The organism is Aliiroseovarius sp. PrR006 (assembly GCF_010500215.1).
GTDB lineage: Bacteria > Pseudomonadota > Alphaproteobacteria > Rhodobacterales > Rhodobacteraceae > Aliiroseovarius.
Window position 1 is genome coordinate 1,076,659 of the sequence record NZ_JAAGOY010000004.1, and the last position, 21,432, is coordinate 1,098,090.

Sequence of the window (21,432 nt, forward strand, 5' to 3'; positions counted from 1 at the left end):
GTGCAGACAGAGACAAGGTTGACTTGCCCTGAAGAAGAGGTTCAACAACGACGCATGTTTATGGCCATTCCCTTCCCCAATATCGGGCCCGAGATCTTTTCGATCGATCTGGGCAGCTTCACCTTTGCCCTGCGTTGGTACGCGATGGGCTATCTTGTGGGCATCGCGATCGGCTGGTGGATCATCGCCCGCGCACTGGCCCGTCCGGCGCTGTGGCGAGGCGAACCGCCGATGACGAAGGCGCAGCTGGAAGATCTGGCGACGTGGATCATCGTCGGCATCATCGCCGGGGGCCGTCTGGGCTTCGTCGCCTTCTATCAACCGGAATACTATCTTGCGAACCCCCTGGACATCCCCAAGATCTGGCAGGGCGGCATGTCATTCCATGGGGGTTTTCTGGGCGTCATCGTTGCTGTCTGGCTGTTTAGTCGCCGCAAGGGGCTGCCAACTGCATCCATCGCGGATCTTCTAGCCATTGCCGCCCCCATCGGCATCGGCCTTGTGCGTGTCGCAAACTTCATCAATGCCGAGTTGTGGGGCCGCCCGACCACCGCCCCGTGGGGTGTCATTTTCCCCGGAGAATACGCGCAGCACTGCCCCGGCTGGGACGCAGCCCTTGGTGCCTGTGCCCGCCACCCCAGCCAGCTTTATGAAGCGGTGCTGGAAGGTGCCGTCTTGGCGATTGCACTGCTATATCTGGCCTATCGACGCGACTGGCTAAAAACACCGGGCCGCCTGACTGGCCTGTTCTTTTTGGGCTACGGCCTATCGCGCTTTGTGGTCGAGTTCTTCCGTCAAGCTGACGCGCAATTCGTCACGCCGGATAACCCATGGGGCCATGTGATCCGCTTGGGCGATCTGGGCATCACCATGGGCCAGACCCTGACGCTCCCCATGATCGTCATTGGCAGTGCGACGCTTCTCTGGGCCAAACGGCGGGCATCGGAATGAGTGCTTTAGAAAAGCAACTAATAAATCGCATTTCTAAAGCCGGACCAATCTCGGTTGCGGACTATATGACCGAATGCCTGCTGCATCCCGAGCACGGATATTACGCCACCCGCGATCCGTTCGGCACAGAGGGTGACTTCACCACCGCACCCGAGATCAGCCAGATGTTCGGCGAGATGCTGGGGCTTGCGATTGCGCAGGCATGGCTGGATCAAGGCGCGCCGTCGCCCTTCACGCTGGCTGAGCTTGGGCCGGGGCGCGGCACTCTGATGGCCGACATCCTGCGCGCGACCAAGGGCGTGCCGGGGTTTCATGCCGCCGCACAGGTCCATCTGGTCGAGGCTTCGCCCGTGTTGCGCGCCCGTCAGATCGAGCGCCTTGTACCCACCCACGTCACCCATCACGACAGCATCGGCACCCTACCCGACGCGCCGTTGTTCCTTGTGGCAAACGAATTCTTCGACGCTCTGCCCATCCGTCAATACCAGCGCGACGGTGACGGCTGGCGCGAATGTCAGGTGGGGCTTGAGGGCGACAAACTCGCCATGGGCCTGACCGCCCCCCTGCCTGTCCCGGCTCTGGACCATCGGCTGGACGACACGCAAGACGGCGACGTGGTCGAGATCTGCGCGCCCGCCCAAGGTGTCATGGCCAAACTGGCAGATTTCATCGACGCGCATGGCGGAACCGCGTTTATCATCGACTATGGCGACTGGCGCTCTGTCGGCGATACGTTTCAGGCGCTGAAGGACCACGCACCGGTGCCGGTGCTGGACACACCCGGCGAGGCCGACCTGACTGCCCATGTGGATTTCGAGGCCTTGGCCCGCGCTGCCACCCCCCTAAGCGCGCACCAAATGACCCCGCAAGGCGTGTTTCTCGAACGTCTCGGCATCACTGCCCGCGCCCAAGCACTAGCTGGAAAGCTCAGCGGCGAGGCACTGGACAGCCACATCGCAGCACACCGACGCTTGACGCACCCGGACGAAATGGGGACGCTCTTTAAAGTGCTGGGACTGACTCGCGCCGACGCGCCCGATCTGCCCGGCCTGCAGCGCAACCAATCACAGGCCCGCCCCGATGGCACTTGAGATCCTGACCTCTGACGCCCTTAGCCAGACACGGCACGGGTTCTTCACCCGCAAGGGTGGCGCGTCTTCGGGCGTGTATGCCGGGTTGAACTGCGGCAGCGGCAGCAAGGATCAGGCCGAACTGGTCCAAATTAACAAAGACCGCGTGGCGCATGCGCTGGGCGTGGCCCCAAGCCATCTGTGCGGCGTCTATCAAGTACATTCCCCTGATGTGGTCGTTGCCGACGGCCCGATTACCGGTGACAAGCCACATGCAGATGCCGTCGTGAGCGCCACACCGGGACTTGCCTTGTCTATCTTAACGGCGGATTGCCAGCCAGTCCTGTTCTCGGACCCCGGTGCCAAAGTGATTGGCGCGGCGCACGCGGGCTGGAAAGGCGCAATTGGCGGCGTATTGGAAGCCACGCTCGACGCAATGGAAGCACTTGGTGCAACTCGGGCCAATATAACCGCCGTGATTGGCCCGACAATCAGTCCGAACGCCTACGAGGTCGGACCTGAGTTCCGCGAGGAGTTCTTGGGGCTCAACGACGACTACGCCCGCTTCTTCACCGATGGGAAGGGCGACCGCGCCATGTTCGACCTGCCTGCCTTCGGCTTACATCGCTTGAATGCCGCCGGGGTTAAGCACGCAGAATGGACTGGTCACTGCACCTATTCCGACCCCGAGCGGTTCTATTCCTATCGCCGCACCTGCCATAAGAACGAGCCGGACTATGGCAGGCTCATCTCGGCGATCCGGCTGTAACCCGACAAACAAAAATGCCGCCAACGATGTGGGCGGCATTCCAGCAATCGACAGAAATGTAATTCTTACGGCGTGTCTTCCATCCGTGCTTCCAGCACGTCAAACGGCACACCCGGTTCATCCTTAGCCCCGCGAATGACCAGCGAGGTCTTCACCGACGCCACATTTTCCGCTGACGTCAGCTGTTCGGTCAGGAAGCTTTGGAACGTCGACAGGTCGGGGGCGACACATTTCAGGATGAAATCCACCTCGCCGTTCAGCATGTGACATTCGCGGACCAGCGGCCAATCGCGGCACTGTTCCTCGAACGCGGACAGATCGACCTCGGCCTGACTGACCAGTCCAACCATCGCGAAGACCTGCACTTCGAAGCCCAGCGCGCGGGCGTCCACATCCGCGTGATAGCCCCGGATCAACCCATGCTCTTCCAGCGTGCGCACCCGCCGCAGACAGGGCGGTGCGGAAATCCCGACGCGCTTGGCGAGTTCCACGTTGGTCATGCGACCGTCGGCCTGAAGTTCGGCCAGAATCATACGGTCGATGGGGTCAAGTTTGCTTGCGGACATTGAGTTGCCTTCTGATGAGCATCCGGTAGCACGCCAAGCGGCGGCTTATGATCGGAAATTGCGCAGAGATTACATCTACATGTTGCATTGCGCAACAATCTTTCGCACCCGCGCAACATCATTTCTTGATGAAACCGCCGTCGACACCATCACGGGGTCGTGACGGGCTCGGGCTCGGGCCTTTCAATACAGGTCCGGCTCGCTTATATGCGTCACGAACCAAGAAAGCTCAAGGAAGTTCCAATGTCCGAGACCCGCCACACCAAAGTTCTGATCATCGGCTCCGGCCCTGCTGGCTACACCGCTGGCGTTTACGCCTCGCGCGCCATGTTGGAGCCGATCCTTGTGCAAGGCATGGAACCGGGTGGCCAGCTGACCACCACGACCGAGGTCGAGAACTACCCCTCCTTCATCGACATCCAAGGCCCCGAGTTGATGATGAAGATGGAAGAGCATGCCCGCGCTATGGGGACCGAAGTGATTGGTGATCTGATCGTGGATCTGGACATCTCGAAACGCCCTTTCACCGCCAAGGGTGATAGCGGCACGGTTTATACTGCCGATGCCGTCATTCTGGCCACCGGCGCCCGCGCCAAATGGCTGGGGCTTGAGAGCGAAGAGAAGTTCAAGGGCTTCGGCGTGTCTGCCTGTGCGACCTGTGACGGCTTCTTCTATCGCGGCGAGGAAATCGTCGTGGTGGGCGGCGGCAACACCGCAGTCGAGGAAGCGCTGTTCCTGACCAAGTTTGCCTCGAAAGTAACGCTGATCCACCGCCGCGACACGCTGCGTGCGGAAAAGATCCTGATCGACCGCTTGATGAAGAACGAAAAGATCGTGCCTCTGTGGGATCACCAACTGGACGAGGTCGTGGGCGACGAAAACCCGCTGGGCGTCACCGGCGTGCGCGCCAAACACGTCAAAACCGGCGAGATCACCGAGATCCCAGCAAAGGGTGTTTTCATCGCGATCGGCCACGCACCCGCCAACGAGTTGGTGAAAGATACGCTGGAAACCCACATGGGCGGCTATGTTGTGACCAAACCGGATTCGACCGCGACGTCTGTCCCCGGCGTTTTCGCCGCGGGCGACCTGACGGACCACAAATACCGTCAGGCCGTGACCTCGGCTGGGATGGGCTGCATGGCCGCGCTGGAAGCCGAGCACTTCCTGTCTGAGAACGAATAAACGTTCGGACCCACCCCAAACACATCTAAAAGGCGGCCCTTTGGCCGCCTTTTTTGCACCTCGCCCCACGTGAATTTCCCGCGTTCGCTCTTATTTACGCAACACTGTTCCCCAATCCACACAGTCCCGGCAACATTCCCCGTAAATTAGAATTCTGCCGAAATACTCCTTTGTCGAACAGGTGTTTCATGCGAAGCGTTCACGCGTGAACACACTTTGAGTCGTATGACATGCCGTCAACCGAAGCCAAACCAAACCCCGAGGAAGAGGATCAACTCTTCCGCCTTCTGCGCCAACTGGATACGGCGCCAGAGGCATCGCAACGTGCGATTGCGTCAGCCATCGGGGTGTCTTTGGGGCGGCTAAACGCGCTTCTGCGTGCGACGGTCGATGCTGGGCTGATTACGATCAGCAACCGCAACGGCCCCGACAAGCGCCAGCGGTATTCTTACTCGCTGACCGCACGCGGCGCGTCCGAGAAGGTGCGGCTCACAGACATTTTCTTGAACCGCAAGCTTGCAGAATATGACGCATTGCACGCGGAACTAACCGGTACAACCAGCGGCCTGGTTCCGCTTAAACACAGGACCAATCTTATGGAAAACAATCTTGCTCCAATCCCCGAACTTTACGTCAGCCACGAAAGCGCGCTGAAGCTGAAAGTCGAAGCGGCGGACCTGACCAGCCATGACCTGACCCCGCGCCAGATCTGCGACCTCGAGCTTCTGATGAACGGCGGCTTCAACCCGCTGAAGGGCTTCTTGTCGGAAGAAGACTATAACGGCGTTGTGGAAAACATGCGCTTGGCCGACGGCCAATTGTGGCCGATGCCGATCACACTGGACGTGTCGGAAGACTTCGCCCAGTCGATCGAACTGGGTCAGGACATCGCGCTGCGCGATCAGGAAGGCGTCATTTTGGCCACCATGACCGTGACCGACCGCTGGGAGCCGAACAAGGCCAATGAGGCCGAGAAAGTCTTTGGCGCCGACGACGACGCCCACCCTGCTGTAAACTATCTGCACAATCAGGCTGGCAAGATCTATCTGGGTGGTCCGGTTGTCGGCATCCAGCAGCCTGTGCACTACGATTTCCGCGGTCGCCGTGACACCCCGAACGAGCTGCGCGCCTATTTCCGCAAGCTGGGTTGGCGCAAAGTTGTGGCCTTCCAAACCCGTAACCCACTGCACCGCGCACACCAGGAACTGACCTTCCGCGCCGCGAAAGAAGCGCAGGCCAACCTGCTGATCCACCCGGTTGTCGGCATGACCAAGCCGGGCGATGTGGATCACTTCACCCGCGTACGCTGCTACGAGGCCGTGCTGGACAAATACCCGGCATCGACGACCTCGATGAGCCTTCTGAACCTCGCCATGCGTATGGCAGGCCCGCGTGAAGCCGTCTGGCACGGTCTGATCCGCGCGAACCACGGCTGCACCCACTTCATCGTTGGTCGTGACCACGCCGGCCCCGGCAAGAACTCGGCTGGTGAAGATTTCTACGGTCCCTACGACGCGCAAGAGCTTTTCCGCGCGAACCAATCGGAAATTGGCTGCGAAATGGTCGACTTCAAGCACATGGTCTATGTGCAGGAACGCGCCCAGTACGAACCCAATGACGAGATCAAGGACCGCGACAGCGTCACCATCCTGAACATCTCGGGCACCGAACTGCGCCGCCGCCTGTCCGAAGGCCTTGAGATCCCCGAGTGGTTCTCGTTCCCGGAAGTGGTGAAAGAGCTGCGCCGCACCAAGCCGCCGCGTTCGAAGCAAGGCTTCACCGTGTTCTTCACCGGCTTCTCGGGCTCGGGCAAGTCGACCATCGCCAACGCGCTAATGGTGAAACTGATGGAACAGGGCGGCCGCCCCGTGACACTTCTGGATGGTGACATCGTGCGTAAAAACCTGTCGAGCGAGCTTGGCTTCTCGAAAGAGCACCGCGACCTGAACATCCGTCGCATCGGCTACGTGGCCTCCGAGATCACCAAGAACGGTGGCATCGCGATCTGTGCGCCCATCGCGCCCTACGCAACCACCCGCCGTGCCGTACGTGAGGACATCGAACAGTTCGGTGCGTTTGTGGAAGTGCACGTTGCGACCTCGATCGAGGAATGTGAACGCCGCGACCGCAAGGGGCTGTATAAACTGGCCCGCGAAGGCAAGATCAAAGAGTTCACCGGCATCTCGGACCCCTATGACGTGCCCCTAAACCCGGAACTGTCGGTCGAAACTGAAAACGTCGACGTCGACAACTGCGCCCATCAGGTTCTGCTGAAGCTGGAAAGCTTGGGGCTGGTGAAAGCCTGATCGCTGAAAATTCTAAGGAAAAGCCCGGCCATCGCGCCGGGCTTTTTCGTTTTTTGGGGCTTTGCCCCCGCGTGAAGACCCCCTGGGCCTTCACACTCCCCCAGGATATTTGGAACAAGGAAAGGCGCAAGAAGGGCCCAGTGTATTAACTGCTCAACCCATCCGGCATCGGGTTCCAGTCGAAATAGGCTTTGACGATTCCGTGGTCGGACGCGCCCAGCTCTTCTTCAAAGCTTTCGCGGTTCAGGTGGTCGTTGATCACCTCCATCTCGCGGAAGGACCACAGGCGCTTGCGGGAGTGGTCATAGAACTCTTCGCTGACCAAAATATGATCAAGGCTCTCGCGCTTATGTTTGTAGACATGGGTGTAATAGACATGCCTCATGGATCGGTATTGTTGCAGGCGTTCGACGGAGTAGAGCCCCTTGTCGGATGTCAGCCCAGCGCGGCCTTTCTGCACCACACGATAGGTGGGCTGGTCGGAAATCAACTCGTTCGTCACGGACATCGTGTCGTCGTTCAGGTCGCCCATCACGATGGTGGGCGAAATGTCGTCTTCATCCTCGGACTTCATCCAGCCATCCAGCAGCACACGCAGCGCACCAGCCTCCATCACGCGGCGGATATGGGCCAGTGACGATTTCGCGTGCTTGGCGTGATGTTGCAGGATCAGGGGTTGCGGCTGCGCGAAGGACACGCGGGCCGGACCTTTGGATTTCAGATGCGCCACAACGACGCGCACCTCGGGCGGCTTGGGGCCGGTGCCTTCGGACTGGATCCGCGCCACCAGAAGCGGACGCGAGAATTTGTTGATGGTGATGGTGACCTCTTCCTCGGCCCCGGCAGTTTCGCGCACCTTGTCAAAGCGGAATTGCGGCGGGAAATCCGCGTGCCAGCCCCCATCGACCAACTGAGAATTGCCGTCCCGGCCCTTGCGCACCGCCAACGCGACCTGAGGTCGCCCCCGCCCCGGCGCATCCCGCGCCACGAGGTCATAGTCATTGGTCAATCCGGCCTCGGCAAAGCATTCGCGCAGGGCCAACGTGGACCAGAGTTCCTGAAAGGCGATGACCTCGGCGTCGACCTCTTTCAGGCGCGCGGCGGTCCAGCGTATCTTGCGTTGGTAATAAGCGCGACCTTCGGCGTCGTCCTCGATATGGGGACGGTTGGAATAGGTGATCCCACCCGGGACCTGTAGATTGAAAAGATTGATCGTCGCGAAGCTGAGATCGCGCATATTCGCACGGGCCATGACAAAGTCCTCCTGAAATCAACTACAGGAAGAATAGCATGATTCTGTATGATTGCGTGATAGCGGGCGGGTTTCGCCCTTTGTGACCTAGGCTTTGGTGATTGTGATGGTCTGAACCACGGTCTCTGGCTCGGCCCGTTCCAGATCGATGTGTAGAAGCCCGTTTTCGGTCTTGGCGCCGACAACCTCGACCCCTTCGGCCAGCACGAAGCTTTTCATGAACTGGCGGGCAGCAATACCACGATGCAGGAAAACCCGACCTTCATGCGTGTCGCCCTGCGACCCACGGATCACCAGTTTGGCGTTCTCGACCGTGATCGACAGATCGTCATCCGCAAATCCGGCCACGGCCAGCGTGATCCGATAGGCCCGGTCCGAGACCTGTTCGATATTGAATGGGGGGTAGCCATCTTTGCCGGATTTCGCGGCCTGTTCGACCATGCGTTCCAGCTGCTCGAAGCCCAACAGAAAGGGATGCGTTCCCAAGCTTACTTTCGTCATCGACACGTCCTTGAATAAGCGACACGTTTCATATGGCCCCCGCAGGCAACCACTTCTTGAATATGGGTGTCCCTCCAATCAGTTGCAAGGCGGCTTTTACTTGGCGATTGCGCCCGGCTGACGTTATGATCCGGCGACCACTCAACGAGAACGACTCGAAAATGAGCAATGCCAAAGAAATGAAGACCGACGACGTGCTCCGCGTAGAGCTCGAGGTCTTCCGCGCCGAACATCGGGATCTAGACGAAGCCATCCACGCGCTTGAGGAAAGCGGGCGGGCGGATCAGTTGCGCCTGCGCCGCTTGAAAAAGCAAAAGCTGGCCCTGAAAGACAAAATCGCCCGGATCGAGGACAAATTGACCCCGGATATTATTGCCTGACTGCAACGCAGCATTGCATCAAGGGGCGTGAAGCCTGTATGGAAACGCCAACTGACGCAAGGGATGCGAGGGACACATGACGGACGTGAAAGTCGGGATTATCATGGGCAGCCAGTCGGACTGGCCCACGATGAAAGAAGCCGCCACCATTTTGGACGAGCTGGGCATCGCCTATGAGACCAAGATCGTCTCGGCGCACCGCACCCCGGACCGTTTGTGGGACTATGGCAAGACCGCAGCCGATCGCGGGCTGCACGTGATCATCGCAGGCGCTGGTGGCGCGGCCCACCTGCCCGGCATGATGGCGTCGAAAACCCGTGTGCCTGTTGTGGGCGTGCCGGTACAGACGCGCGCGCTGTCGGGTGTCGACAGCCTCTATTCCATCGTGCAGATGCCCAAGGGCTTCCCAGTCGCGACCATGGCGATTGGTGCGGCGGGTGCTGCCAATGCAGGCCTGATGGCGGCTGGCATTCTGGCGATCTCGGACGCTGACCTTGCAACCCGGCTGGATGCGTGGCGTGACGCGCTGTCGGCCTCGATCCCGAATGAACCCTCGGATGACTGATATGCTGCAAACAGGCGCCACCATTGGTATTCTTGGCGGTGGCCAGCTGGGCCGCATGCTGTCGGTCGCGGCTTCGCGCCTTGGCTTCAAGACACACATTTTTGAACCGGGTGCAAACCCGCCTGCCGGTCAGGTGGCCGACCGTGTGACCACCGCAGGCTATGACGACATCGCCGCGCTCGAAGCCTTCGCCGCCTCGGTCGATGTCATCACCTATGAATTCGAGAACATCCCCACCACCGCACTGGACGCGCTGGAAGCGCACAAGCCGATCCGCCCGGGTCGCGAGGCGCTGCGCGTCAGCCAAGACCGCCTGACCGAGAAGGACTTCTTGTCCGGTCTAGGCCTGAAGGTCGCACCCTACGCGAATGTGGAAAGCGCCGAGGACATGGCCACTGCCATCGCACAGATCGGCACGCCCTCGATCCTGAAAACCCGCCGCTTTGGCTATGACGGCAAGGGACAGGCGCGGCTGAAGTCCGACGCAGATGCCGAGGCAGCGCTGGCAGACATGCAGGGCGCACCAGCGGTTCTGGAAGGCTTCGTAAACTTCAGCCATGAGGTAAGCGTGATCGCTGCGCGTGGCATCGGCGGCGACGTCGCCTGTTTTGATCCCGGCCAGAATGTGCACAAAGACGGCATTCTGGATACGACAACAGTGCCCGCAAACCTGACCGCCTCGCAGCGGATGGATGCGGTGCTTCTGGCCGCCAACATCCTGAACGCACTGGATTATGTGGGCGTCATGGGGGTTGAGCTGTTTGTCACGCCGCAAGGGCTGATCGTGAACGAAGTCGCCCCGCGTGTGCACAACTCGGGCCACTGGACTCAGCAGGGCTGCACCATCGACCAGTTCGAACAACACATCCGCGCCGTGGCTGGCTGGCCGCTGGGCGATGGATCGCGCTACGCGGACGTGGTGATGGAAAACCTGATCGGCGACGACATGGATCGCGTACCCGAGATTGCGCGCGAGGGAAATGCCTCGCTCCACCTCTATGGCAAGGCGGACGTCAAGCCGGGGCGCAAGATGGGCCACGTGAATCGCATCACACCGCGCCAAAGCTGATTCACGACTAGAAAATCACCGATCGCTCGCGAGAAATCAGCGGGCGATTTTCTTTTTTCCAAGAACAGTTTCAGCTCAGATTTCCCTTTACCCATCCACCGGCAACAATACCCCGCGCCAAGTGATCATTCCGACACGCGTACCAGATATTGAGAGATAAAAGTTCCCACACCAACATTTTGTAGATAAAAGAGATCAATCATTTTTTGCGATTGAAAACGAGTTTTGATGATGATGAAGACTGCCGGCCTCTTGACCTGTGCAACCGTGATTTTTTCAGCTGGAGCCGCGCTGGCGGGATCCTTGAATGATCCGGTAATCACCCCCGTCACACCTGTCGTTGAAGACCCTAAACCTTGGCAAGGTGCGTATGTCGGGGGCACACTCGGGTATCATTTCGCCGGTGGTGACCGGATCGGACTTACGCCCGCCATCGGCCCGTCGTTCAGCACCGGGGAAGAGCTGAACATTAGCGGCCCGGCCGTATCCTTGCGCGCTGGTTATCGCTGGCAGTTCAGCGATTTTGTTGTCGGAGGCGAGATTGCCGCCGAAGCTGGGAATGTCGAGGACAGTTTCACGGGCGGAGCCTATAGCGGGTCGACGAAACTGAACCACGCGCTTTCGCTTCGTGTGAAAGCGGGCGTTGCATCGAAGCTCTTTGGCTCTTTCATCTACGGCACCGTCGGCCTGTCGCGCGCCGAGTTTGACTATGTCATCTCGGGCTCTGGTGGCGGCGGAGCAGTGTCCTTTGATGACACCTATTCCACCAACGGCTATATCCTTGGCGTTGGGTTCGAGCGTCCGCTCTCGGATCGGTGGACTCTGACCGGCGATTATGAGTACGTCAATTTCGGCACGGACGAACTGACAGATGGCGCAGGGAACACCACCTTGGCAACGCCGCTGTTCCACACAATCAAGCTGGGTGTGAACTATAACTTCTAAGCCATGTGGCGCACCTTAAACGGGCGTGCTATTAGGCCAACCTGCGGAACGGACGTAGAAACGCGCCCAGAAGCAGCGACACGACCAGCCAGCCGCCCACGTACCCGATCCCGGCACACAAAAGGCCGTCCGCGGTCACGGGAACGGCTGGGCGGTATTCGATCCATGTGCGCTCTACCAGATCCACATCGCGGAAATGCCACAGCTTGGTTAGGCGCATCAGGGGCTCTGTTCCCTTCAGCGCTGTATAGGACGCATCCAGCTGATCGTAGCGGTCAAAGTTGTCCTGCATCTGGTTGCGCAGATCGTTCTGGAAGTCCGACCCGCTCATCTGATCAAGTGCTTGCTCGCGGGTATATCCGGCTGCGTTTGCCGTTAGATCGAACCCGGTGGTGATCACTTTCAGCTCGGTCCGCGCACCGGACAGACGCTGCATGTACTGCTGTGTGAACTCGGGAAACTGGCTGAGCGACACGGCGCCTGCCAAGCCACCCATCAAGGCCAATATTCGGATCATGGTCTGCTCTCACTTATGTGGTGTGTTTTCACAAACACTAGCGCAGGGCAGCTTCCCCCGTCAAAGGGGCCGCTTCCCGACTTGGTCTCGCCCCAAGAAAAAAGCCCCCGGAAATCCGAGGGCTTCTTTGTTTTACAGGCCAAGATCAGAGGCCGGTCACGCGGTGCGGTTCGTAGATCTCGATGATCTTGGCGATGGCCGCTTCCGGCGTCATCTCTTCGCTTTCGCCGGTGCGGCGGCTGGTCACCTCGACCACACCGTTCTTCAGGCCACGCGGGCCCACAGTGATGCGCCATGGCAGGCCGATCAGGTCCATGGTGGCGAACTTGCCACCGGCACGCTCCTTGCGGTCGTCATAGAGCGGCTCGAGCCCTGCATTGGTCAGGGCCTTATAAAGTGCCTCGCAAGCCTCGTCGGCGGCCTCGTCGCCCTGTTTCAGGTTCACGATGCCACAGTGGAACGGAGTCACGCCCTCGGGCCAGATGATGCCGTTATCGTCATGCGATGCTTCGATGATCGCGCCCAGCAGGCGGCTAACGCCAATTCCGTGCGACCCCATATGGACCGGAACCTGTTTCTGCTCGCTGTCGATCACTTTGGCGCCCATGGACTCAGAGTACTTGGTGCCGAAATAGAAGATCTGGCCGACTTCGATGCCGCGCGCGACGCGGCGACGCTCTTCCGGAACCTCGTTGAAGATCGCTTCGTCATGGGTTTCATCGGTACGGGCATATTTCGAGGTGAACTCTTCCAGAACGCCCTGACACTGCTCGACGCTGTCATAGTCGATCTCGCGGTCGCCGAAGGTCAGGTCGGTCACAGCGCTGTCATAGAACACTTCCGACTCGCCGGTTTCAGCCAGCACAAGGAATTCATGCGTATAGTCGCCACCAATCGGGCCACCATCGGCACGCATCGGGATGGCCTGCAGCCCCATACGCTCGTAGGTACGCAGGTAGCTGACAAGGTGACGGTTATAAGCGTGCAGCGCATCTTCTTTGGTCAGGTCGAAGTTATAGCCGTCCTTCATATAGAATTCGCGGCCACGCATCACACCGAAACGCGGGCGGATCTCGTCGCGGAATTTCCACTGGATTTGATAGAGAGTCAGCGGCAGGTCCTTATAGCTCGACACGTTCGAGCGGAAGACGTCGGTGATGACCTCTTCGTTGGTGGGACCATAGAGCATATCGCGGCCGTGACGGTCTTCGATGCGCAGCATCTCTTCGCCGTAATCGTCGTAGCGACCACTTTCGCGCCACAGATCGGCGGGCTGGATCGTGGCCATCTGCATCGGAATGTGACCCGCGCGGATCTGTTCCTCGTGCACAATGTTTTCGATCTTGCGCAGGACTTTGAAGCCCAGCGGCAGCCAAGTGTAGATGCCGGCGGCTTGCTGTTTGATCATGCCGGCCCGCAGCATGTAACGGTGGCTGACAATCTGGGCGTCTGCCGGGGTTTCTTTCAACACGGGCAGGAAATAGCGGGACAGGCGCATAGTGACCTCTGTTCATTCATTCATCCCAAGCGGTCTACGCCATTGGACGGGCCGGGGCAATCGCCCAATGTCACTTGCGTGATTGCGACCGGGACGGGTCGTAAACGGGATTGCATTCCACATTTCCAGTGGCAGGTTAGCGGTACCAAAAGGAGCCCCCCATGAGCGACACCATCCTGGAACCCGCGCGTCACACCCCGATCATCCACCGCACCGATGTGCTGGTGGTGGGATCTGGGCCCGGTGGGCTGGCGGCAGCGCTGGCCGCCGCGCGGGCGGGCGTCGAGGTAACGCTGTTGGATCGGTTCGGCTGTTTCGGTGGCAACATCACTACAGTCGGAGTCGAGGGCTTCGCGTGGTATCGCCACGAACAGACCGTCGAAGCAGGCGGCATCGGGCGCGAGTTCGAAGACCGCGCGAAAGAGATGGGCGCCGCTGTTCCCGAAAGCCAGTCCCTGTCCTATGAACTGGACAGCGAAGGATTCAAACTGGTGGCGGACCGCCTAGTGGAAGAGGCGGGCATCCACCCCATGTTCCACCGCACCTTCGTCGCCCCCATCGTGGACGGCAACGCCATCACCGGCGTGATTGTCGAAAGCAAAGCAGGCCGCGAGGCCATTTTGGCCAAGCGGGTCATCGACGCCACGGGCGATGCCGACATCGCGCAAATGATGGGCGCGCCGACCGTGAAGACCCCGGTGGAAGAGATGCAGGCGGCATCCGTCATGTTCCACATCGCAGGCGTCGACAAGCAGCGCTTCATGGAGGGCGTGCGCGCCGATCCGCAGACCTATGCCGACTGGTCCTCGGGCGAATGGCAGGTCGAGACCGATGGAAAAGAGGACACCATGTTCTCGCCTTTCCTTGGTAAACCGTTCGAGGCCGCGATCCGTGACGGGTTGATCCCGCCACATCTGAACACCATCGGCGGCACATGGGGTGCGGTCCATGACAGTGGCGAGATGACCTATATGAACCTTGTCCATCTGGCCGGGATCGACGGGACGGACCCTGACAGCATGACCAAGGGCGAGATCGAAGGGCGCAAACAGGCGATGTTGGCGATCGACGCGCTGCGGGCGTATACGCCGGGTTGCGAGGGTGCGCGTCTGCGCAACTTTGGCATGACCATCGGCATCCGCGACACACGCAAGATCGATGCGGTCTATAACATGACCGAGGCTGATGCCCGCGCGCAGGGTCGATTTGACGACACGATCGGTATCTATCCGGAATTCATCGATGGCTATGGCGTCCTGATCCTGCCCACCACTGGCCGCTATATGCAGGTGCCTTACCGCGCCATGCTACCAAAAGGGATCGAGGGGCTTCTGGTGACAGGCCGCGCCATCGGTGGTGACAAGATCGCGCACGCGGCAACCCGCAACATGGCCTGCTGCGCCGTGGCCGGGCAAGGAGCCGGGATCGCCGCAGCCTTATCGATCAAGTCAGATGTCACGCTGGACCGCGTGGATATCGCCGCCGTTCAGGCCGAATTGACTCGGCAGGGTGTACGGATCCACTGATTAAATTGAACCACCCATGCTAATGGTAAGCGTCGTTTTGGTGTGCGGGCTAACCTCGCCGCCACTATAGACCACGCCGACCCCAGCTGTGCCCGACACGGTCACCCCGGGCTCTTTCCGCTCGTACTGGTGCCCCTCACAGGCGGCAAGCAGAAGGGACATGGCGATGGCGGCAAACGCAGATTTTTTCATGGATCGTCCTTTCGGGTCTAATGGCAATATTGACCCAGACAGGCTGGTAAAACGCAAGCTGAAATGGAAAACTCACGCGATAACCTGCCGATAGCGCTTAGCCCCATATTTCGCCCTCCCCTTGAAAACCCCGGTAGCTTGGGCGACATAGAAGAAAGTTCATTTACCGGAGCCCGTATGCCGCTTCCCGTTCAGACACAGGCCAAGTACTGGTCGATTGTCATAGCCCTTTCTGCTCTCGCCCTGTGGTTTCTGGGCGATGTGATCATGCCTTTCATTCTTGGCGGAGCGATTGCCTATTTCCTGGATCCCGTCGCAGACCGGCTTGAAAAAGCGGGAATGTCGCGCGTTCTGGCCACGGTCGTGATCTCGCTTTTGGCGGTTCTGGTTGTGATCCTGGGCTTCCTTCTGGTCATCCCAACACTCGTCTCGCAAGCCATCGCGCTGGCAAACTCTGCCCCCGATCTTCTGCGTGAGCTTCAGTCCTTTCTGACCGAACGCTTCCCCTCGCTGATGGACGAAAGCTCGACCATGCGGCAGTCGCTGGAAAGCCTTGGGCAGAAAATTCAGGAACGTGGTGGCGAGCTAGTCGGCACACTACTGTCGTCCGCGATGAGCGTCATCAACGTCGTGATCCTTCTGGTTGTCACGCCCGTTGTGGCCTTCTACATGCTGCTCGACTGGGACCGGATGGTCGAAAAGGTCGACAGCTTCCTGCCTTTGGATCACCGCCCCGCCATTCGCCAAATCGCCAGCGACATCGACCGCACCTTGGCCAGCTTTATTCGCGGACAGGGCTCGGTCTGTATCGTGCTGGGCACCTACTATGCGGTGGCCCTGATGCTGGTTGGCCTGAATTTCGGCCTTGTGGTTGGTTTCATCGCGGGCCTGATCACCTTTATCCCCTATGTCGGCGCGCTTGTCGGCGGCGCTTTGGCGATCGGACTGGGCCTGTTCCAGTTCTGGGGCGAATGGTGGAGCCTTGGTGCCGTTGCCGTGATTTTCATGTTGGGCCAGTTCTTTGAGGGCAACATCCTGACCCCGAAACTGGTGGGCAGCTCGGTCGGTCTGCACCCAGTCTGGCTGATGTTTGCCCTGTCGGTCTTCGGGTCGCTCTTCGGATTTGTGGGAATGTTGGTCGCGGTCCCGGTTGCCGCCTCAATCGGTGTGGTTGCCCGTTTCTTCATCGTGAAGTATCAGACCGGCCGGCTGTACCAGGGTCTTACTGGACAGCAAGCCGCGCTGGACGAGGACATAGCCGAGTAATGCCCGAACAACTGACCTTTGACCTGCCCGCGCACCCCGCGCAGGGGCTGGATGATTTCCTTGTCACGCCCTCGAACGCCAACGCCATGGCGACCATTGAAAGCTGGCAGAACTGGCCCAACCGAAAGCTTGTGCTTGCCGGCGAGGCTGGCACTGGGAAGACCCACCTGACCCATGTCTGGGCGGGTCTTTCGGGCGCACAAATCCTGCACGCCAGCGCCCTGCCCCAAATCCGGATCGAGGATTTGGCAGGCCAGTCTGTCGCCCTCGAAGACGCCGATCAGATCGCGGGCAATGCCGAGGCCGAGAACGCGCTGTTCCATCTGCACAATCTGGTTCTGGCCGAAGGCGGTGCGCTGCTGGTCACCGCCCGCTCGGCCCCGTCCCGCTGGGGATTGACCCTGCCTGACCTGCGCAGCCGGATGGAGGGCACAACGCTGGCCCGCCTTGACCCGCCTGACGACATGTTGCTGTCTGCTGTTCTGGTCAAACTGTTCCATGACCGCCAGATCACCGTACCCGCCAACCTGATCGACTATCTTTTGCCGCGTATGGAGCGCTCACTGGCCGAAGCCGCGCGCTTAGTCTCGGTTCTGGATCAGGCCGCGCTGTCGGAAGGGCGCGCCCTGACGCGCACCCTGGCAGTACGCGTTCTGGACAAAGACCCGGAAAACGAGGCATAACGTCACCTTCCCGTCACACTTTCCCACGATAGAGTGCCGTCATGAATACGCCCAAGACACCCGAACTACCACTAGCCGACTTCTTGTCTGCCGATTTCCCGACAGCGTCGACCCTACCCGACGTTGCGTTTGCCGGTCCAAAGCGGTTTTTCAACCGCGAGCTCAGCTGGCTTGGGTTCAACTGGCGTGTGCTGGAAGAAGCCGAAAACAGCCGCGTACCGCTGCTTGAGCGTCTGCGCTTCCTGTCGATTTCAGCAGCGAACCTTGACGAGTTCTATACTGTACGCGTCGCCGGTCTGCGTGAACTGGTTCGCGAGGGCGTGTCGACCCCGGCCGCCGACGGCCTGTCTCCGACAGAGCAGTTGAAGCTCATTGACGCCGACGCCCGTGCCCTGATGGCACGCCAACAATCGGTATTCGAAATCCTGTCGGGCGAGATGCGCGGCGAAGGCATCATCATCGCCCGGCGCGAGGATCTGACCGACGCTGATCGCGCTCATTTGGACCATGTCTTCCTGACACAGGTTTTCCCGGTATTGTCGCCACTGGCCATCGACCCGGCCCACCCCTTCCCGTTCATCCCGAACACCGGCTTCTCGCTGGCACTGCAGCTTGAACGCACCAAGGACAAACAGAAGCTTAAAGCACTTCTGCCAATCCCGCATCAGATTGACCGCTTTGTGGCCTTGCCTGCTGCCGACGGTCAGTACCGCTTCTTGCCGCTAGAAGATCTGCTGCTGGAACATCTGGGCCAGCTCTTCCCCGGCTATGTCGAAAAAGGGCACTGCGCCTTCCGCATCCTGCGTGACAGCGATCTGGAAGTGGAAGACGAAGCCGAAGATCTGGTGCGCGAGTTCGAAACGGCCCTCAAGCGTCGCCGCCGGGGCGGAGTTGTCCGTCTAAAGATCACCGCGGGGGCCCCGTCTGCCCTTCTAACCATGATCAAACGCGAGCTGCGCATTACGAGCCAAGAGATCGTCGAGGCCAACGGCATGATCGGGATGGCCGACCTGAACGAACTGGTGCTGAAAGACCGCCCGGATCTGCTATGGCCTAGCTTCACGCCCCGCGTGCCTGAACGCGTGCAGGACCACGAAGGCGACATGTTCGCCGCTATCCGGCAAAAGGATATGCTGCTGCACCACCCGTACGAGACCTTCGACATGGTGGTGCGCTTCCTGCATCAGGCCGCGCGTGACCCCAACGTGGTGGCGATCAAGCAAACCCTCTATCGTACGTCCCATGACAGCCCGATCGTGAAGGCGCTGTGTGAAGCCGCCGAAGACGGCAAATCCGTCACCGCGCTGGTCGAGCTGAAGGCCCGTTTTGATGAAGCCGCCAACATCCGCCAGTCGCGTCGATTGGAGCGTGCAGGTGCGCATGTGACCTATGGCTTCATCAACTATAAGACCCACGCGAAGATCTCGACCGTGGTGCGCCGCGAAGGGGACGAACTGGTCACCTATACGCATTATGGCACCGGAAACTATCACCCGATCACCGCACGGATTTACACCGATCTCAGCTTTTTCACCTGCGATACCGCGCTGGGGCGCGACGCCACGCGGGTCTTCAACTACCTCTCAGGCTATGCAGAACCGCAAAGTCTTGAAAATCTTGCCATTTCACCGCTGGACCTGAAGTCTACCCTGATTAAGCGGATCAAGAACGAGGCTGAACACGCCAAAGCAGGCAAGCCTGCGCAGATCTGGGCCAAGATGAACTCTTTGGTCGAACCTGACGTGATTGACGCGCTTTATGAAGCGTCGCAGGCAGGCGTTAAAATCAGCCTTGTGGTGCGTGGCATTTGCGGGCTTCGGCCCGGCATCAAGGGGCTGTCCGAGAACATCCGAGTGAAATCCATCGTGGGCCGGTTCCTCGAACACTCACGCATTGTGTGCTTTGGTAATGGCCATGGCCTGCCATCCAAGAAAGCGCGGGTTTACATGTCCTCTGCTGACTGGATGGGGCGCAACCTGAACCGCCGCGTGGAAACGCTGGTCGAGATCAAGAATGCCACCGTGAAAGCCCAGATCGTCAGCCAAATCATGGCTGCCAACTTGGCCGATGTGGCTCAAAGTTGGGTGATGGGGCCGGACGGCAAGTTTACCCGCGCCGACCTTGATGCGATCGAGCGCCCCTTCAACTGCCACCGCTTCTTCATGGAGAATCCATCCCTGTCCGGGCGTGGATCAGCAGGCGCATCGGATGTGCCCGAACTAACGCATTCACAAGATTGAGTAATGTCGGGCGCAGCGCTAGAGTACACTCACTAGCACTGGGGGATTCTATGGACGGACGTGGCGATACCGGGGACGATTGGGGCCCGTTTGGACGACCACTGTTTGATGATCCCTCGGCCCGACGGCTTAGCCGTGTTGGCGTGGTCGATGTGGGCTCAAACTCGGTCCGTTTGGTGGTGTTTGACGGCGCCGCCCGTTCGCCCGCCTATTTCTTCAACGAAAAGATCCTCTGCGGCTTGGGCCGCGGCATTACCGAAACGGGCCACCTGCACCCCGAAGGCCGCGAACGCGCTCTGTCCGCAATCAAACGTTTTCAACGGCTGGCGGATGGCATGAACCTTGGCCCACTGTCTGCCGTCGCCACCGCTGCGGTGCGCGATGCGACGGACGGCCCTGAATTCCGCGAACAGGTTCTGCGTGAAACTGGGCTGGAGCTTTACGTCATTGATGGCGAAGAAGAAGCCCGCCTGTCTGCGCAGGGTGTCCTGCTCGGCTGGCCCGAAGCGCAGGGGCTGATGTGCGACATTGGCGGCTCGTCCTTGGAACTGGCCCATATTCGCGCCGGAGAGGTCGAAAAACGTGTCACGTCGCCCCTTGGCCCCCTGAAGTTGGCGGGCGTGCCCGGCGGCAAAAAAGGTCTGAAGACCGAGATCGCCCGCGTGGTTGATGAACTGGCCGACGAGATGGGAACCGATCACAAACGCCTGTTCCTTGTGGGCGGGTCGTGGCGCGCGATTGCCCGTCTGGACATGGAGCGGCGCGGCTATCCTCTGACCGTTCTGCACGAATACCGAATGACGCCGAAATCGCTAGCCAAGACCCTGAAATGGATTGAAGAGGTCGATCTGGACGAGGTGCGGCAACGCACCGGCACGTCCTCGGCCCGTATGGCGCTGGTCCCCATCGCGGCACAGGTTCTGAAACGCCTGATGCGCGTCTTCCGCCCAAAAGAGATCGCTGTAAGCTCCTATGGTATCCGCGAAGGGCTGCTCTATGAACAAATGCCCGACCGGCTGCGCAAACGCGACCCGCTGATCGAAGCGTGCTATCACGCGGAAAAGAAGGACGCCCGCAATCCGGGTTTCGGCAAAGCGTTGTTTCGCTTTCTGACACCGCTCTACAAATCACTAAAACCTCAGGACCTTCGCATCATCCGCGCCGCCTGCCTACTGCATGACGTCAGCTGGCGCGCGCACCCGGATTACCGGCACGAGGTGTGCTTCGACAACGCCACCCGCGCCAACCTGGGCGGGCTGACCCACGAACAACGTGTGTTCCTGGGGCTGGCTCTGCTGCATCGCTATAAGAACAGCCGCGAGGGATCGCGGTTCGAACCGCTTTTCGACATCCTTCCGGACAAGATGCTGGCCCGCGCCGAGGTGCTGGGCAAGGCCATGCGGTTCGGGGCCATGTTTTCGGTCGAAGATCCGACGCGCATGGCGGAACTACGCTGGTTCCCGAAAAAGCGCGAGCTGGTGCTGATTTTGCGGAAAGAAGCCGACGGATTGTTTGGTGAGGTCGCCGAAGCACGGTTCCAGACACTGGCCGACGCGCTGGACGCTACGCCCGTCGTCAAGAAAAAGCGCGGCTAGATATCTGTTTCACCCGGCGCGGTCGGATCAAGCGGGGTGCGGCGACGGATGATAATGTCCCCATTGGGCAGCACTTCCGGCGGGTGATAGACCTGCATATCGCCGAACTTCTCGACCAGATCAGCCCAGCCTTCGGCCCATTCGTCCGCCAGAGGCTCGATCTCATTGGCAAGCCCTTCCAGAAGCAACTGAAAGCCTCGGTTCAACAACTCGGCCCCTTCCGAAAGCTCGGGATTGTCCGGGGGCGTGTCGTCCTGCGCCAAGGCAGGCGCGGTCGCCAGAAGCACGGCAAGGGCGGTGGATGTCGCAAACTGTTTCATGACACACATGTAGGCGATCCTATCCAAAATTGAAGA

General features: G+C 59.9%; 21 protein-coding genes. 14 read left to right on the forward strand and 7 right to left on the reverse strand.

Annotation, left to right across the window (positions count from 1 at the left end):
• Positions 1–54 precede the first annotated feature (54 nt).
• Genes lgt through pgeF form a run of 3 tightly spaced genes read left to right on the forward strand, consistent with a single transcriptional unit; the run spans position 55 to position 2,790 of the window.
• Positions 55–951, forward strand: a complete 897-nt coding sequence (lgt, locus tag G0Q00_RS05260; protein WP_163037031.1) for a prolipoprotein diacylglyceryl transferase — start codon at positions 55–57, stop codon at positions 949–951.
• The gene (locus G0Q00_RS05265; protein WP_163037033.1) at positions 948–2,042 is read left to right on the forward strand and encodes a class I SAM-dependent methyltransferase; all 1,095 of its coding nucleotides are present in this window, start codon (positions 948–950) and stop codon (positions 2,040–2,042) included. Before lgt ends, G0Q00_RS05265 begins: the two co-directional genes overlap by 4 nt.
• Positions 2,032–2,790 carry a peptidoglycan editing factor PgeF gene (gene pgeF, locus G0Q00_RS05270; protein ID WP_163037035.1) on the forward strand — a complete coding sequence of 253 codons (759 nt, stop codon included), beginning with the start codon at positions 2,032–2,034 and terminating at the stop codon, positions 2,788–2,790. The genes G0Q00_RS05265 and pgeF overlap by 11 nt, the downstream gene beginning before the upstream one ends.
• Before the next feature lie 65 nt (positions 2,791–2,855).
• On the opposite strand, the gene G0Q00_RS05275 is transcribed toward pgeF, so the two are convergent.
• Positions 2,856–3,356 carry an Lrp/AsnC family transcriptional regulator gene (locus tag G0Q00_RS05275; protein ID WP_163037037.1) on the reverse strand — a complete coding sequence of 167 codons (501 nt, stop codon included), beginning with the start codon at positions 3,354–3,356 and terminating at the stop codon, positions 2,856–2,858.
• Between the two features lie 243 nt (positions 3,357–3,599).
• On the opposite strand from G0Q00_RS05275, the gene trxB reads away from it, so the two are divergent.
• Complete coding sequence (gene trxB, locus G0Q00_RS05280; protein WP_163037039.1) at positions 3,600–4,541, forward strand: thioredoxin-disulfide reductase; 942 nt, start codon at positions 3,600–3,602, stop codon at positions 4,539–4,541.
• 230 nt (positions 4,542–4,771) lie between these two features.
• Complete coding sequence (locus G0Q00_RS05285; protein WP_163037041.1) at positions 4,772–6,847, forward strand: bifunctional sulfate adenylyltransferase/adenylylsulfate kinase; 2,076 nt, start codon at positions 4,772–4,774, stop codon at positions 6,845–6,847.
• 145 nt (positions 6,848–6,992) lie between these two features.
• Here the strand turns inward: G0Q00_RS05285 and G0Q00_RS05290 are convergent, their stop codons facing one another.
• Both G0Q00_RS05290 and G0Q00_RS05295 read right to left on the reverse strand, forming a co-directional pair.
• The gene (locus tag G0Q00_RS05290) at positions 6,993–8,099 is read right to left on the reverse strand and encodes an endonuclease/exonuclease/phosphatase family protein (RefSeq protein ID WP_163037043.1); all 1,107 of its coding nucleotides are present in this window, start codon (positions 8,097–8,099) and stop codon (positions 6,993–6,995) included.
• Between the two features lie 87 nt (positions 8,100–8,186).
• Positions 8,187–8,600: an Hsp20 family protein gene (locus G0Q00_RS05295; protein WP_163037044.1), complete on the reverse strand. Its 414-nt coding sequence runs from the start codon at positions 8,598–8,600 to the stop codon at positions 8,187–8,189.
• Between the two features lie 161 nt (positions 8,601–8,761).
• On the opposite strand from G0Q00_RS05295, the gene G0Q00_RS05300 reads away from it, so the two are divergent.
• From G0Q00_RS05300 to G0Q00_RS05315, 4 genes are all read left to right on the forward strand, one after another.
• Positions 8,762–8,980, forward strand: coding sequence for a YdcH family protein (locus tag G0Q00_RS05300; RefSeq protein WP_108855770.1), 219 nt, complete (start codon positions 8,762–8,764; stop codon positions 8,978–8,980).
• Positions 8,981–9,056: 76 nt separating this feature from the next.
• Positions 9,057–9,545 (forward strand): 5-(carboxyamino)imidazole ribonucleotide mutase, encoded by a 489-nt coding sequence (purE, locus tag G0Q00_RS05305; protein ID WP_163037046.1) that lies wholly within the window; start codon positions 9,057–9,059, stop codon positions 9,543–9,545.
• Positions 9,538–10,614 (forward strand): 5-(carboxyamino)imidazole ribonucleotide synthase, encoded by a 1,077-nt coding sequence (locus tag G0Q00_RS05310; RefSeq protein ID WP_163037048.1) that lies wholly within the window; start codon positions 9,538–9,540, stop codon positions 10,612–10,614. The genes purE and G0Q00_RS05310 overlap by 8 nt, the downstream gene beginning before the upstream one ends.
• Before the next feature lie 231 nt (positions 10,615–10,845).
• Entirely contained in the window at positions 10,846–11,559 is a 714-nt protein-coding gene (locus tag G0Q00_RS05315) for an outer membrane protein (protein ID WP_163037050.1), read from the forward strand.
• A 31-nt stretch (positions 11,560–11,590) separates the two neighbouring features.
• Here G0Q00_RS05315 and G0Q00_RS05320 read toward each other — a convergent pair whose 3' ends face one another.
• Together G0Q00_RS05320 and proS are read right to left on the reverse strand one after the other, a co-directional pair.
• Complete coding sequence (locus G0Q00_RS05320) at positions 11,591–12,076, reverse strand: DUF2937 family protein (protein ID WP_163037052.1); 486 nt, start codon at positions 12,074–12,076, stop codon at positions 11,591–11,593.
• Between the two features lie 145 nt (positions 12,077–12,221).
• A complete protein-coding gene (gene proS / locus G0Q00_RS05325; RefSeq protein WP_163037054.1) occupies positions 12,222–13,574 on the reverse strand; it encodes a proline--tRNA ligase in 1,353 nt (450 codons plus the stop codon).
• Positions 13,575–13,735: 161 nt separating this feature from the next.
• Here proS and G0Q00_RS05330 point away from each other — a divergent pair, with 161 nt between their 5' ends.
• Positions 13,736–15,100 (forward strand): FAD-dependent oxidoreductase, encoded by a 1,365-nt coding sequence (locus G0Q00_RS05330; protein ID WP_163037056.1) that lies wholly within the window; start codon positions 13,736–13,738, stop codon positions 15,098–15,100.
• Here G0Q00_RS05330 and G0Q00_RS05335 read toward each other — a convergent pair whose 3' ends face one another.
• Positions 15,101–15,292, reverse strand: a complete 192-nt coding sequence (locus G0Q00_RS05335; RefSeq protein ID WP_163037058.1) for a hypothetical protein — start codon at positions 15,290–15,292, stop codon at positions 15,101–15,103.
• A 177-nt stretch (positions 15,293–15,469) separates the two neighbouring features.
• On the opposite strand from G0Q00_RS05335, the gene G0Q00_RS05340 reads away from it, so the two are divergent.
• From G0Q00_RS05340 to G0Q00_RS05355, 4 genes are read left to right on the forward strand one after another with little or no spacing between them, the layout of a single operon-like run.
• Entirely contained in the window at positions 15,470–16,558 is a 1,089-nt protein-coding gene (locus G0Q00_RS05340) for an AI-2E family transporter (RefSeq protein ID WP_163037060.1), read from the forward strand.
• Positions 16,558–17,241, forward strand: a complete 684-nt coding sequence (locus G0Q00_RS05345) for a DnaA ATPase domain-containing protein (protein WP_163037062.1) — start codon at positions 16,558–16,560, stop codon at positions 17,239–17,241. Before G0Q00_RS05340 ends, G0Q00_RS05345 begins: the two co-directional genes overlap by 1 nt.
• Positions 17,242–17,282: 41 nt before the next feature.
• Positions 17,283–19,481, forward strand: a complete 2,199-nt coding sequence (locus tag G0Q00_RS05350) for an RNA degradosome polyphosphate kinase (RefSeq protein ID WP_163037064.1) — start codon at positions 17,283–17,285, stop codon at positions 19,479–19,481.
• 50 nt (positions 19,482–19,531) lie between these two features.
• Positions 19,532–21,076: a Ppx/GppA family phosphatase gene (locus G0Q00_RS05355; protein ID WP_163037066.1), complete on the forward strand. Its 1,545-nt coding sequence runs from the start codon at positions 19,532–19,534 to the stop codon at positions 21,074–21,076.
• Here the strand turns inward: G0Q00_RS05355 and G0Q00_RS05360 are convergent.
• Complete coding sequence (locus G0Q00_RS05360) at positions 21,073–21,396, reverse strand: AAA+ family ATPase (RefSeq protein ID WP_163037068.1); 324 nt, start codon at positions 21,394–21,396, stop codon at positions 21,073–21,075. The two genes, G0Q00_RS05355 and G0Q00_RS05360, sit on opposite strands and share 4 nt — an antisense overlap.
• Between the last annotated feature and the right edge of the window lie 36 nt (positions 21,397–21,432).